The sequence below is a fragment of the Streptomyces sp. AK08-02 genome (assembly GCF_033795085.1).
Taxonomy (GTDB): domain Bacteria; phylum Actinomycetota; class Actinomycetes; order Streptomycetales; family Streptomycetaceae; genus Streptomyces; species Streptomyces echiniscabiei.
The window spans coordinates 55,156-67,407 of record NZ_JARAZV010000034.1; the positions used below are offsets into that span (position 1 = coordinate 55,156).

Annotated in this window: 13 protein-coding genes and 1 pseudogene; 8 read left to right on the top strand and 6 right to left on the bottom strand. The window is 70.5% G+C overall.

The annotated features are described in order from the left end of the window. Nucleotides 1-117: 117 nt before the first annotated feature. From PV734_RS44485 to PV734_RS44500, 4 genes are all read left to right on the top strand, one after another. A complete protein-coding gene (locus tag PV734_RS44485; RefSeq protein WP_319294929.1) occupies nucleotides 118-858 on the top strand; it encodes a DUF6879 family protein in 741 nt (246 codons plus the stop codon). Further along, on the top strand, nucleotides 855-1,703 hold the full coding sequence (locus PV734_RS44490) for a helix-turn-helix transcriptional regulator (RefSeq protein ID WP_319294931.1): 849 nt from the start codon (nucleotides 855-857) through the stop codon (nucleotides 1,701-1,703). The genes PV734_RS44485 and PV734_RS44490 overlap by 4 nt, the downstream gene beginning before the upstream one ends. 87 nt (nucleotides 1,704-1,790) lie before the next feature. Next, on the top strand, nucleotides 1,791-2,153 hold the full coding sequence (locus PV734_RS44495; protein ID WP_319294934.1) for a hypothetical protein: 363 nt from the start codon (nucleotides 1,791-1,793) through the stop codon (nucleotides 2,151-2,153). 98 nt (nucleotides 2,154-2,251) lie between these two features. Next, nucleotides 2,252-2,674 carry a hypothetical protein gene (locus PV734_RS44500; RefSeq protein ID WP_319294936.1) on the top strand — a complete coding sequence of 141 codons (423 nt, stop codon included), beginning with the start codon at nucleotides 2,252-2,254 and terminating at the stop codon, nucleotides 2,672-2,674. A gap of 120 nt (nucleotides 2,675-2,794) precedes the next feature. On the opposite strand, the gene mmsA is transcribed toward PV734_RS44500, so the two are convergent. From mmsA to iolC, 5 genes and pseudogenes are all read right to left on the bottom strand, one after another. Beyond that, complete coding sequence (mmsA, locus tag PV734_RS44505; RefSeq protein WP_319090146.1) at nucleotides 2,795-4,297, bottom strand: CoA-acylating methylmalonate-semialdehyde dehydrogenase; 1,503 nt, start codon at nucleotides 4,295-4,297, stop codon at nucleotides 2,795-2,797. Between the two features lie 14 nt (nucleotides 4,298-4,311). After that, on the bottom strand, nucleotides 4,312-6,216 hold the full coding sequence (gene iolD / locus PV734_RS44510) for a 3D-(3,5/4)-trihydroxycyclohexane-1,2-dione acylhydrolase (decyclizing) (RefSeq protein WP_319090147.1): 1,905 nt from the start codon (nucleotides 6,214-6,216) through the stop codon (nucleotides 4,312-4,314). Between the two features lie 35 nt (nucleotides 6,217-6,251). Beyond that, nucleotides 6,252-6,467: pseudogene (locus tag PV734_RS44515) on the bottom strand (5-deoxy-glucuronate isomerase); the annotation flags it as partial. Nucleotides 6,468-6,514: 47 nt separating this feature from the next. Beyond that, nucleotides 6,515-7,456, bottom strand: coding sequence for a deoxyribose-phosphate aldolase (locus PV734_RS44520; protein ID WP_319090148.1), 942 nt, complete (start codon nucleotides 7,454-7,456; stop codon nucleotides 6,515-6,517). Then, the gene (iolC, locus tag PV734_RS44525) at nucleotides 7,453-8,403 is read right to left on the bottom strand and encodes a 5-dehydro-2-deoxygluconokinase (protein ID WP_319090149.1); all 951 of its coding nucleotides are present in this window, start codon (nucleotides 8,401-8,403) and stop codon (nucleotides 7,453-7,455) included. Before iolC ends, PV734_RS44520 begins: the two co-directional genes overlap by 4 nt. A 162-nt stretch (nucleotides 8,404-8,565) precedes the next feature. Here iolC and PV734_RS44530 point away from each other — a divergent pair, with 162 nt between their 5' ends. The 3 genes from PV734_RS44530 (at nucleotide 8,566) to PV734_RS44540 (ending at nucleotide 10,804) form a co-directional block, all read left to right on the top strand. Beyond that, the gene (locus PV734_RS44530) at nucleotides 8,566-9,504 is read left to right on the top strand and encodes a sugar phosphate isomerase/epimerase (protein ID WP_319090150.1); all 939 of its coding nucleotides are present in this window, start codon (nucleotides 8,566-8,568) and stop codon (nucleotides 9,502-9,504) included. A gap of 374 nt (nucleotides 9,505-9,878) precedes the next feature. Further along, complete coding sequence (locus PV734_RS44535; RefSeq protein WP_319090151.1) at nucleotides 9,879-10,079, top strand: MerR family transcriptional regulator; 201 nt, start codon at nucleotides 9,879-9,881, stop codon at nucleotides 10,077-10,079. Nucleotides 10,080-10,213: 134 nt separating this feature from the next. Next, complete coding sequence (locus PV734_RS44540; protein ID WP_319090152.1) at nucleotides 10,214-10,804, top strand: GNAT family protein; 591 nt, start codon at nucleotides 10,214-10,216, stop codon at nucleotides 10,802-10,804. Here the strand turns inward: PV734_RS44540 and PV734_RS44545 are convergent. Then, a complete protein-coding gene (locus PV734_RS44545) occupies nucleotides 10,785-11,828 on the bottom strand; it encodes a zinc-dependent alcohol dehydrogenase family protein (RefSeq protein ID WP_319294938.1) in 1,044 nt (347 codons plus the stop codon). The genes PV734_RS44540 and PV734_RS44545 overlap by 20 nt on opposite strands. A 181-nt stretch (nucleotides 11,829-12,009) precedes the next feature. Between PV734_RS44545 and PV734_RS44550 the strand changes: the two genes are divergently transcribed. Beyond that, nucleotides 12,010-12,249, top strand: coding sequence for a heavy-metal-associated domain-containing protein (locus PV734_RS44550; RefSeq protein ID WP_319294940.1), 240 nt, complete (start codon nucleotides 12,010-12,012; stop codon nucleotides 12,247-12,249). Nucleotides 12,250-12,252 lie beyond the last annotated feature (3 nt).

The window sequence follows — 12,252 nt, forward strand, 5'->3', positions numbered from 1 at the left end:
GCTGATTGCACGCAATCTCAACACCCATCAGCGCAGGGGCAATCTGCCGCAATCGTCGGGCGTACTCCGCCGATCCTGCGCATGCTGGACCTCCGACCAGCGCAGATGGAGGGCGACATGACGCTCAGGTTCATCGGCACGACCAGCGACGACGGAGACTGCCCCACCCTCTACGACATCGAGGGGACGGATGAGATCCTCGTTCAGGGCGAGCGCGAGACCGACCCCGAGCACCTTGCCCAACTCCGGGACGTCAAGCCGTCCGAGACATTCGTCCGCGTTCCGCGCAGCCTCCTCACCCGCTACGCACCCCGCACCGAGGCCCCCGAGCGGCGGCCGTTCGCCGCGATCGCCCACCTGTTCCGGGAGTTCCGACACACCGCCTGGCGGCTGGAGACGCGCCGCGGCTACGCCTCCGACCGCAACAGCCCGAAGTGGCAGCGCTGGCAAGCCGGAGAGGACATCGCCGGCGGGCCCGGCAACGACTGGCGCGAGAACGTGGCCGCACAGACCGCGCTCGGGAAGCGGTTCGAGCGGGTACGCCTGGTCGACGAGCCTGCGGCCGAGGGGCAGCGGTTCCTCCTCGCCAGCGCGCCCGGCAACGTGGCCGCCGGGGAGGACATCCGCAACCTCACCCGTGCCCGCGCCGAGGAACTGCGTCTGCCGGACTACGACTTCTGGCTCTTCGACTCCAAGACCGTGGCCCGGTTCGCGTTCGACGACGAGGACACCACTCTCGGCGTGTACGTCACCGAAGACCCGGCCGAAGTCCTCACCGCCTGCCAGGCCCGCGACGCCGCCTGGCATCACGCCATCCGTACCGAGGAGTTCGCCAGGCGGGTACGTTCGACCGTGTGAGCACGGACTTCCAGACCGCCCGAGAGGCTCTCGGCGCGCGCCTGCGAGAACTGCGCGTCGAGGCTGGTCTCGAAGGCAAGGACCTCGCCGCCGCACTCGGCTGGCAGGCGTCGAAGATCTCCCGACTCCAGAACGGGAAGCAGACCCCCAGCGCCGGCGACCTGACCGCGTGGGCCCAGGGCATCGGCCGACCGGACGTCGAGCCGGAACTTCGGGGGCTGCTCGCCGGGCTGGAGTTGAAGCAGCGCCACCGGTCCTGGCGTCGGCAACTGGCCGGCGGACACCGTGGCCGCCAGGAGATCGCCGTCCGGCAGACAGACGCCACCAGCCTGATCCGCGGACTTGAGGTGTCTCGCGTCCCTGGCCTGTTCCAGACGCCCGAGTACGCGCGCGTCGTCTTCGACTCCAACGCCGAGTTCCGCGGCATCCCACCGACGACCGAGGCCGCGGTCGAAGCACGCATGCGACGGCAGGAAGCGCTGTACGACCCGGAGAAGACGTTCCGGTTCCTCGTGTGCGAGGCCGCGCTGTATCACCGGTCGTGCCCCGTGGACGTCATGGCGGAGCAACTGGACCGCCTGTACAACCTCGTCGGGCAGCGCAGGATCGAACTCGGCATCCTGCCGTTCGGTGCGCAGCTGCGGCGTACGGCCCCACACGCTTTCTGGATCTACGACCGGCGGCTGGTCATCGTCGAGACGATCAGCGAAGAACTCTGGCTCACCGGCGAGGACGATGTCCAGCTGTACGAGAGGGCTTGGGACTGGCTCGGGGAGTCCGCCGAGTACGGGGCGCCTGCCCGCCGTCTGATCGGCCGTGCACGGGCCGCTCTGGACCTTGCGTAAGCAATCCGTGGCAAGCACGCGGTGGCTTCACGCAATCGCTCGCAATCGCCGCACAGGCGCGCAACCGGAGTCCTTAGGGTCCTGGTCATGGCTCCACGAATGCGGTTCACCGCGCTCCACGAGGCCGGGGACGCGTGGCTCGCCAACTGCTCCGCGCACCCGGACCTCGTACGCCAAGCCTGGCATCTGGAAGCCCTGGCCCCCATCGCCAGCGGCCTGCGGTGGCTCGCCGCTCAGACACCTCTTCTGACCGCCATGCAGGTTCTTGCCCGGCTCCCCGGCGAGGACCGGGGTCCGCTCCTCGCCGATCCGGGTGTCGACACGGCGTGGTGGCTGGTGCCCCTCGACGCCGCCGACGAACTGGCCGACCTGCGGCAGGTGTTCGTGCGGGACCCGGGATGGCCGCTGCACTGCCCGCCGACGGGCCGGCAGGCGTGCGGACGGCTGTGACTGTCCCGGCCTGACGGGTCGGGCCGACTCAACGACCCCGTACTCCTCGGGGCCGCCTACGAATCCGGTGGCACTCGACTCTCCACGGAGGCAACCCGATGACCGCGACAACGACAGCCCCGTTCCTCAGGCAGGAGGACCAGGACGACGTCCACTCCCCGCCGTTCGAGGAGGTGCTCCTGAAAGCGGCCGGAACAACCCGCGAGAAGGCCGCTATCCGGGCGCTGGTCGACGAGAAGCAGATCCTCGCCCGTCCCGCTTTCCGCAGGGCTCTTGTGTGGGAGACCGACGACGGGATGTCGTTCTCATTCTCCTGGCAGAACCTTGCCGGCTACCTGTACGGACTCCAACTGAACGACGCCGAGCGGGGGTTCGTCGACCTCATCCTGTCCATCGCATCACCGCACCAGACCACCCTCACCCGGGTCATGGACCTCGACGAGCGGCGCCTCGCGATCATCCTGCGCGCCGTGATCAGCCTGTCGGGTGTCGACACCCTCGCCGTGGGCACACGACTCTGAACTCCCACCCGCCTCGCGTTCACGGCCCCTCTTCAAGATCATGCGGTCCCTGTGCGCAACGACAGTGCCCGCCGCCCCGGAAATTCCAGGTCGGCGGGCATGTGTGCGCGAGGAACTACCTCAGTGGTTGCGCGGGAACCCGAGGTCCACGCCCGACGGGCCGTCGGCCGGGTCCGGCCAGCGGGTCGTGATGACCTTGCCGCGGGTGTAGAAGTGGGTGCCGTCGTTGCCGTAGATGTGGTGGTCTCCGAAGAGGGAGTCCTTCCAGCCGCCGAACGAGTGGTAGCCCACCGGGACCGGGATCGGGACGTTGACGCCGACCATGCCGGCCTCGACCTCCAGCTGGAAGCGGCGGGCCGCTCCGCCGTCACGGGTGAAGATCGCGGTGCCGTTGCCGAAGGGGGAGGCGTTGATGAGGGCCAGGCCCTCCTCGTACGTGTCCACGCGCAGGACCGTCAGGACCGGGCCGAAGATCTCGTCCTGGTAGGCCTTCGCCGTAGTGGGCACCTTGTCGAGGAGGGAGATGCCGATCCAGTGGCCGTCCTCGAAGCCGTCGACCGTGAAGCCGCTGCCGTCGAGGACGACCTCGGAGCCCTCGGCCGCCGCGCCGGTGACGTACGAGGCCACCTTGTCGCGGTGGACCTTCGTGATCAGCGGGCCCATCTCCGAGGTGGGGTCGTTGCCGGGGCCGATCTTGATCTTCTCGGCGCGCTCGCGGATCTTGTCCACCAGCTCGTCGCCGATCGCGCCGACCGCCACGACCGCCGAGATCGCCATGCAGCGCTCACCCGCCGAGCCGTAGGCGGCGGAGACGGCGGCGTCGGCCGCCGCGTCCAGGTCCGCGTCCGGGAGGACCAGCATGTGGTTCTTCGCGCCGCCCAGTGCCTGGACGCGCTTGCCGTTCGCCGAGGCCGTGGTGTGGATGTAGCGGGCGATGGGAGTCGAACCGACGAACGACACCGCCTTGACGTCCGGGTGCTCCAGGAGGCGGTCGACCGCCACCTTGTCGCCGTGGACGACGTTGAAGACGCCGTCCGGCAGGCCGGCCTCGGAGAGGAGTTCGGCCAGCTTCATCGCCGCCGACGGGTCCTTCTCGGACGGCTTCAGCACGAAGGTGTTGCCGCACGCGATGGCGATGGGGAACATCCACATCGGCACCATGGCCGGGAAGTTGAACGGCGTGATGCCCGCCACGACGCCGAGGGGCTGGCGGATCGACGAGACGTCCACGCGGCTCGCCACCTCCGTCGACAGCTCGCCCTTCAGCTGCACGGTGATGCCACAGGCCAGTTCCACGATCTCCAGGCCGCGGGCGACCTCGCCGAGCGCGTCCGAGTGGACCTTGCCGTGCTCCGCCGTGATCAGCTCGGCGATGGCGTCGCGGTTGGCGTCCAGCAGCGCGCGGAACTTGAAGAGGATGGTGCTGCGCTTGGCCAGGGACGACTTGCCCCAGGTCGCGTACGCGTCCTTGGCCGACGCCACCGCGGCGTCGACCTCGTCGACGGTCGCGAAGGCGACGTTCGTGGTGACCGCGCCGGTCGCGGGGTCGGTGACCGGCCCGAACGTGCCCGACGCGCCTTCGACGGTCTTGCCGCCGATCCAGTGGTTGACGATCTTCGTCATGCCCAGGTTCTCCTTCACAGATGGCGGCGTCGGGTAGAGACGTGCCGTTCGTACAGCTCACGTGCCTTGACCGCTGACGGGCGGGTCGCGGTCTCGGCCACAGGAACATCCCACCAGGCCTGCGCCGGAGGCGCGCCCGACACTGTGTCTGCCGTTTGGGTCTCGACGTAGACACAAGTGGGAGTGTCGGCGGCCCGGGCCTCGGCGAGCGCCGCCCGCAGCTCCCGTACCGTCTTCGCGCGCAGGACGCGCATGCCCAGGCTCGCCACGTTGGCGGCCAGGTCCACGGGCAGGGGGGCGCCCGTGTACGTACCGTCGTCCGCCTGGTAGCGGTAGGCGGTGCCGAAGCGTTCGCCGCCCACCGACTCCGACAGACCGCCGATGGACGCGTAGCCGTGGTTCTGGATCAGGAGGAGCTTGATGGCGATCCCCTCCTGTACGGCCGTCACGATCTCCGTCGGCATCATCAGGTACGTGCCGTCGCCCACCAGCGCCCATACGGGACGCTCGGGCGCCGCCAGTTTCACACCGATCGCGGCCGGTATCTCGTATCCCATGCAGGAATAGCCGTATTCGAGGTGGTACTGGTCCTGAGACCGCGCGCGCCAGAGTTTGTGCAGGTCGCCGGGGAGCGAGCCGGCCGCGTTGATGACGATGTCCGACTCGTCGGCGATCTCGTCCAGCGCGCCCAGTACCTGCGGCTGCGTCGGGCGTACGTCCGGTTCGTCGGCCTCGTAGGCGGCGTCGACGCGCTGTTCCCAGCGTTCCTTGTCCTCGGTGTACTCGGACGCGTAGGCGTCCGTGACCCGGTGGTCGTGGAGCGCGAGCGCCTCCGTCAGCTGCTCCAGGGCGCTGCGGGCGTCCGCGACCAGCGGGGTGGCGGACAGCTTGTGGCCGTCGTACGGGGCGATGTTGAGGTTCAGGAAACGGACGTCCGGCGCCGCGAACAGGGTGTTGGAGGCTGTCGTGAAGTCCGTGTAGCGGGTGCCCACGCCTATCACCAGGTCTGCCAGGCGCGCGAGTTCGTCCGCCGTCGCCGTTCCCGTGTGGCCGATGCCGCCCACGTCCTGGGCGTGGTCGTGGCGCAGGGAGCCCTTGCCCGCCTGGGTGGAGGCGACGGGGATGCGGGTCGCCGAGGCGAACTGGGCCAGCGCCTCCTCCGCGCGGCTGTGGTGGACTCCGCCGCCCGCGACGATCAGGGGCCGGCGGGCGGTACGGATCAGCCGTACCGCTTCCGTCAGTTCGGCGGGGTCGGCCACCGGGCGGCGTACGTGCCACACCCGGTCGGCGAAGAACTCGTCGGGCCAGTCGTACGCCTCGGCCTGAACGTCCTGCGGGAGAGCGAGAGTTACGGCGCCCGTCTCGACGGGGTCGGTGAGGACCCGCATCGCCTGCAGCGCCGCCGGGATCAGCGCCTCGGGGCGGGTGACGCGGTCGAAGTACCTCGACACCGGGCGCAGACAGTCGTTGACCGACACGTCACCCGCGTACGGGACTTCGAGCTGCTGGAGGACCGGGTCCGCCGGGCGGGTCGCGAAGGTGTCGCCGGGGAGGAGCAGTACCGGGAGGTGATTGATCGTGGCGAGCGCGGCGCCGGTGACGAGGTTGGTCGCGCCCGGGCCGATCGACGTCGTCACCGCGTGGGTGGAGAGGCGGTTCGACTGACGGGCGTAGCCAACTGCCGCGTGCACCATGGACTGTTCGTTGCGGCCCTGGTGGAACGGCATCTCGTCGCCGTACTCGACAAGCGCCTGACCGAGTCCGGCGACGTTCCCGTGGCCGAAGATGCCCCAGGTCGACTGGATCAACCGGCGGCGGACGCCGTCCCGTTCGGTGTGCTGGGCGGCCAGGAAGCGGACGAGCGCCTGCGCGACCGTGAGCCTCGTCGTGGAGGCGGGTGGGGTGGTGGGCGGGGTCATCGGTGTCCCCCCATGGTGTGCGGGTGTGCCAAGTGGACCTCCGGCGCGGGGCCGTAGCGAGCGGGGAGTCGTCGCCCACACTTCGCTCCTGCCAGGGCGAAGCGGCCTCCCGCGCCGGAGGCGATCAGTGCCCGGGCGGCCCGGGGTGCGTGCGCCAGGTCGACGACCGACGCGAACACCCTTTCCCCACCCAGGAGTTGGAACTCGTCGTGCGCAGCGGTGCCGTACTCCGCTCGCACGGTACAGCCGCCGTGCCCCTCGGTCATCGGGTCGGCCGTCAGGTCGGTCATCGCGCGCCTCACAGCAGCCCTACGGCGGTGTCCACGGCGGCGGACACATCGCCGTCCGCCGGGTACAGCAGCGAGCGGCCGACCACGAGGCCCTGGACGGTGGGGAGTTGGAGCGCGCCGCGCCACTTCTCGTACGCGCCGTCCTGGTCGTCGCCGACCTCGCCGCCGAGCAGTACGGCGGGCAGGGTGGAGGTCTGCATGACCTCGGCCATGTCGTCCGGGTTCTCGGTGACGGGCACCTTGAGCCAGGTGTACGCCGAACTGCCGCCCAAGCCCGACGCGATGGCGATGGACTTGGTGACGGCCTCGGCGGAGAGGTCGTTGCGGAGCTTGCCGTCGGGGCCGCGCTTGCTGATGAACGGCTCGACGAACAGGGGGAGTCGCCGCTCGGCCATCGCGTCGATGGCGTGGGCCGTGGACTCCAGGGTGGTGAGGGAGCCCGGGTCGTCGTAGTCGATGCGCACGAGCAGCTTGCCGGCGTCGAAGCCGAGGCGGGCCATGTCCTCGGGGCGGTGGCCGGTGAAGCGGTCGTCGAGTTCGAAGGTGGCGCCGGAGAGGCCGCCGCGGTTCATCGACCCCATGACGACCTTGCCGTCCAGGGCGCCGAGCAGGAGCAGGTCGTCGAGGATGTCGGCGGTCGCGAGGACGCCGTCGACACCGGGACGGGAGAGGGCGAGGCACAGCCGTTCGAGCAGGTCGGCCCGGTTGGCCATGGCCAGCTTGCGGTTGCCGACGCCGAGGGCGCCCCGGGCGGGGTGGTCGGCGGCGACGATCATCAGCCGGCCGGAGTCCCCGAGGAGGGGCCGTCGCGGCCGGCGGGCGGCGGCTTCCGCGACCGCCTCCGGGTGCCGGGCGCGGGTGGCGGCGAGGACGGAGATGTCGACGGGGGCGAGGGGGGCGACGGGGCTGGTGTCGTCGCCGGTCAGGGCGGCGGAGGTCACAGAGGTCATCGCACCGCTCCCGCCGCGAGTGCCGCCTCGACCTCGGCCGGGGTGGGCATCGCCGACGAGCACTCCAGGCGGGAGGCGACGATCGCGCCGGCCGCGTTGGCGTGCCGCATGATGCGCTCCAGGTCCCAGCCTTCGATCAGGCCGTGGCAGAGGGAGCCGCCGAAGGCGTCACCGGCGCCGAGGCCGTTGAGGACGTTCACGGGGAGCGGGGGCACCTCGGCCGTCTCGCCCTTGCTGTTGACGGCGAGGACGCCCTTCGGGCCCTGCTTGACGACCGCCAGTTCGACTCCGGCGTCCAGGAGGGCGCGGGCGGCGGCGTGCGGCTCGCGTACGCCGGTCGCCACCTCCACCTCGTCGAGGTTGCCGACGGCGACGGTGGTGTGGCGCAGGGCCTCGGTGTAGAAGGGGCGCGCCGACTCGGGGTCCCGCCAGAACATGGGGCGCCAGTCGAGGTCGAAGACCGTCGTACCGGACTTGGCGCGGTGGGTGAGGGCGGCCAGGGTCGCCGTGCGGCTGGGCTCCTCGCTCAGGCCGGTGCCCGTGACCCAGAAGATGCCCGCCTCGCGGACCGCGTCCAGGTCCAGTTCGTGGGCGTCGATCTCAAGATCCGGCGCCTTGGGCTGCCGGTAGAAGTACAGCGGGAAGTCGTCCGGCGGGAACACCTCGCAGAACGTGACCGGGGTGTTGAGGCCGGGGACCGACGTGACCCAGCGGTCGTCGACACCGAAGTCGCGCAGGGCGTCGTGCAGATAGCGCCCGAAGGCGTCGTCACCGGTCCGCGTGATCACCGCGGTGCTGCGCCCGAGGCGGGACGCGGCGACCGCGACGTTGGTCGCCGAGCCGCCGAGGAACTTTCCGAAGGACGTCACCTGGGCGAGTGGCACACCGGTCTGCAGTGGATACAGGTCCACTCCGATCCGCCCCATGGTGATCAGGTCGTACGGCATCGAGTTCCCTTCGCTTTTCTTCGGCTCACGCGGCTCGCACGACGACTCGCACAGCGGCTCGCCCTCAGGTCTAGCCCGCCTCACGGAGCCCTGTCAATAGTTTGTCCGGACATTCGGACCAGAGCTTGACACGCGTCCCGGCGTGAGCTGAAGCTGACGCTCATGACTACGTCGTCCCCTTCCTCCGACTCCTCCCGGTCCGGGTCCCCGCTGTCACGCATCCGAGTCGGGTCGGCGCCCGACTCCTGGGGCGTGTGGTTCCCGGACGACCCCAAGCAGGTTCCCTGGCAGCGCTTCCTCGACGAGGTCTCGCAGTCCGGCTACGAGTGGATCGAGCTGGGCCCGTACGGGTACCTGCCGACCGACCCGGCCGTCCTCACCGAGGAGACCGCCAAGCGCGGCCTGAAGGTGTCCGCCGGCACCGTCTTCACCGGGCTTCACCACGGCGAATCCGTCTGGGAGAAGACCTGGGCGCATGTCGCGGACAACGCGGTGCTGGCCCAGGCCATGGGCGCGTCCCACCTGGTGGTCATCCCGTCCTTCTGGCGGGACGACAAGACCGGTGAGGTGCTGGAGTCCGACACCCTCACGCCCGAGCAGTGGCGCAACCTCACCACGCTGACCGAGCGGCTCGGCCACGAGGTGCGGGAGCGGTACGGCCTCCAGATCGTCGTCCACCCGCACGCCGACACGCACATCGACAGCGAGACGAACGTCACCCGCTTCCTCGACGGCACCGACTCCTCGCTCGTCTCGCTGTGCCTGGACACGGGTCACTACGCCTACTGCGGCGGCGACAGCGTCAAGCTGATCGAGACCTACGGCGAGCGGATCGGCTACCTGCACCTCAAGCAGGTCGACCCCGAGATCCTCGCCGACGTACGGGCGAACGAGGTCCCGTTCGGCCCGGCGGTGGCCCGTGGCGTCATGTGCGAACCCCCGGCCGGTGTACCGGAGTTGGGGCCGGTGCTGGCCGCCGCCCAGAAGCTGGACGTGGATCTGTTCGCGATCGTCGAGCAGGACATGTACCCGTGCGAGCCGGACAAGCCGCTGCCGATCGCGCAGCGGACGCGGGCGTTCCTGCGGTCCTGCGGGGCGTAGCGCTCCACGGGTCGGGCGGCTCCTTGTCCGCAGGTTGAGTGGGGGCCGGGCGCGCCCCGCGGCGGAGCCGCAGATCGAATACAGCCCCGCGCCCCTGTGGAACGCCGCCTATCGGCGTGCGTTCCACAGGGCAACTCGCCACTCCGGGCCGCGGGGCGTACGCCTCTGCGTCACTCGTGTCACAAAAGCTCCCCTCGTGTCACAAGTGTCGCGCATACGCGGGTTATGGGTCACGTCGTGTCAACAGACACTTACCCAGGGTCACGAAGAGTCGTTCGACGGGCAATGGCTTTGTGATCGCCAAGCGCAGCGTCCGGCTCCCCCGACGGCCCACCCTGGCCGCCCCCGTGACGCACGCGCAGGGAGGTGCACCTATGACCGACCGACGGCTCTGGTCGTACAAAGAGATCGCCGCACACATCCGTGTCCAGCCGGACACCGTGCGCTCGTACCGCAAACACGGTCTGCTGCCCGCACCCGACCACGTGGAGAGCGGCAAGCCCTACTGGTACGCCGACACCGTACGAGCGTGGGTCGCGGCCCGGCCGGGCAACCGTGGCCGGAGAGACGGCTGATCCGTTCGAGTCCCGGCCGCGCCCCGCCCCACCACGCCCCTCGCGAGCGGGGCGCGGTCCTTGTCGGTCCGGCCCGTATCGGCCCGGGATTTATTGGTTTGCCGGTGCGGGCGGCGGGCGTTCAGGATCCCGGGATGGACTTCTCCGTCAAACCCATCCTCACCGGCGAGCGGGCCGTACTGCGGCCGTTCACCGAGGACGACGTCCCCGTGATGGCCGGGATCCTGACCGATCCCGAGGTGACCAGGCTCACCGGCAGCCCCGCCGAACCCCTCGACCCGGACCGGCTGCGCTCCTGGTACACCACCCGCAGCGCCCAGACAGACCGGCTCGACCTGGGCATAGTGGACCGGGCGAGCGGGGAACTCGTCGGCGAGGCGGTCCTGAACCAGTGGGACAAGGACAACCAGAACTGCAGCTTCCGCATCCTGATCGGCCCGGGTGGCCGCGACCGGGGTCTCGGCACCGAGGCCGTCCGGCTGATCGTCGGGCACGCCTTCGAGCAACTGGGCCTGCACCGCGTGTCGTTGCACGTCTTCGCCTTCAACCCCCGGGCGCGCCGCGCCTACGAGAAGGCCGGCTTCGTGGCCGAGGGCGTCGAACGCCAGACCCTGCTGCACGCGGGCGAATGGATCGACGCCGTACGCATGTCCGTCCTTGCCCCCGAATGGGCCGCCCACCAGGGGTACCCCGACCTCGCCGGGATCAGCGCCACGGCTCGATGACCGTCACCCCCACCCCCGGCGCCGCGCCCATCGCCGCCAGCGCGGGCGGGGACTCCGTCAGCGGGATGGTGGACGTGACCAGCAGGTCCGGTCGCAGGACGCCCGCCCGTACCAGTTCGAGCATCGGCGGGTAGGTGTGGGCGGCCATGCCGTGGCTGCCGAGGAGTTCGAGTTCCAGGGCGATGACGCGGGCCATCGGGACGGGCGTCGAACCGGTGGACGACGGGAGCAGACCGACCTGGACGTGCCGGCCCCGGCGGCCCAGGCCGTTCAGCGAGGCCGCGCAGGTGACCGGTGAGCCGAGCGCGTCCAGCGACAACTGGGCGCCGCCGCCGGTCAGTTCACGTACGGCCGCGGCCGTGTCGTCGGTCGTGGCCGCGTTCACGCACGCCGCCGCGCCGAACTTCCGCGCCAGTTCCAGTGCTCCGGGGGACACGTCGACCGCGACGACCCGGGCGCCGGAGGCCGCCGCGATCATCACCGCGGAGAGGCCCACCCCGCCGCAACCGTGCACCGCGACCCACTCCCCCGCCGCCACCCGCCCCTGCTGGACCACCGCACGGTACGCCGTCGCGAACCGGCAGCCCAGGGAGGCCGCCGTGCCGAAGGACATCCCCTCCGGCACGGCGACGAGGTTCACGTCGGCGTGGTCCAGCGCCACGAACTCCGCGAACGAACCCCAGTGCGTGAACCCCGGCTGGGTCTGCCGCTCGCACACCTGCTGGTCACCGGCCATACAGGACGGGCAGCTCCCGCAGGCGCAGACGAAGGGCACCGTGACCCGGTCCCCGGCCCGCCAGCCGTCCACCCCGGCGCCGACCGCCTCGACGACACCGGCGAGTTCATGGCCGGGCACGTGCGGCAGGGCGATGTCGGGGTCGTGGCCCATCCAGCCGTGCCAGTCGCTCCGGCACAGGCCGGTGGCCTCGACGCGCACCACGACGCCGTGCGGCGCGGGCACGGGGTCCGGTACCTCCCGCACCTCGGCCGGCTTCCCGTACCGCTCGAACACCACCGCACGCATACGTCCTCGCCCTCACCGTCGCTGTAGCTGTAGCTGGTAGCCCGCCGTCCGTAGCGGAGATCTTGTCACGATCACCGGCCAAGTACCCCCCAGGGGTATAGTAGTGTGAGACTCAGAGGGCTCGTCCGTCACGGCGACGCCCGACGACAGACGCCTCGAAGATCCGAAGAGGAGCAACGACATGACCGCGCAGACCGACACCCCGGGTTCCGTCACCGCCGTCTACCAGGTGACCGGCATGAGTTGCGGACACTGCGAGGGCTCGGTCTCGGCCGAGATCTCCGAGCTCGCCGGGGTCACCTCCGTGAAGGCCGTCGCCGCCACCGGCGAGGTCACCGTCGTGTCCGAGGCCCCGCTCGACGAGGCCGCCGTACGCGCCGCGGTCGACGAAGCGGGCTTCGAACTGGCCGACCAGGCCTGACCA

Bases quoted from the DNA above. Each gene is read 5' to 3' on its own strand.
- PV734_RS44500 (WP_319294936.1), top strand. From the start codon at position 2,252: ATGACCGCGACAACGACAGCCCCGTTCCTCAGGCAGGAGGACCAGGAC.
- PV734_RS44535 (WP_319090151.1), top strand. From the start codon at position 9,879: ATGACCGACCGACGGCTCTGGTCGTACAAAGAGATCGCCGCACACATC.
- PV734_RS44485 (WP_319294929.1), top strand. From the start codon at position 118: ATGACGCTCAGGTTCATCGGCACGACCAGCGACGACGGAGACTGCCCC.
- PV734_RS44550 (WP_319294940.1), top strand. From the start codon at position 12,010: ATGACCGCGCAGACCGACACCCCGGGTTCCGTCACCGCCGTCTACCAG.
- PV734_RS44540 (WP_319090152.1), top strand. From the start codon at position 10,214: ATGGACTTCTCCGTCAAACCCATCCTCACCGGCGAGCGGGCCGTACTG.
- PV734_RS44520 (WP_319090148.1), bottom strand. From the start codon at position 7,456: ATGACCTCTGTGACCTCCGCCGCCCTGACCGGCGACGACACCAGCCCC.
- iolC (WP_319090149.1), bottom strand. From the start codon at position 8,403: ATGCCGTACGACCTGATCACCATGGGGCGGATCGGAGTGGACCTGTAT.
- iolD (WP_319090147.1), bottom strand. From the start codon at position 6,216: ATGACCCCGCCCACCACCCCACCCGCCTCCACGACGAGGCTCACGGTC.
- mmsA (WP_319090146.1), bottom strand. From the start codon at position 4,297: ATGACGAAGATCGTCAACCACTGGATCGGCGGCAAGACCGTCGAAGGC.
- PV734_RS44530 (WP_319090150.1), top strand. From the start codon at position 8,566: ATGACTACGTCGTCCCCTTCCTCCGACTCCTCCCGGTCCGGGTCCCCG.
- PV734_RS44545 (WP_319294938.1), bottom strand. From the start codon at position 11,828: ATGCGTGCGGTGGTGTTCGAGCGGTACGGGAAGCCGGCCGAGGTGCGG.
- PV734_RS44495 (WP_319294934.1), top strand. From the start codon at position 1,791: ATGGCTCCACGAATGCGGTTCACCGCGCTCCACGAGGCCGGGGACGCG.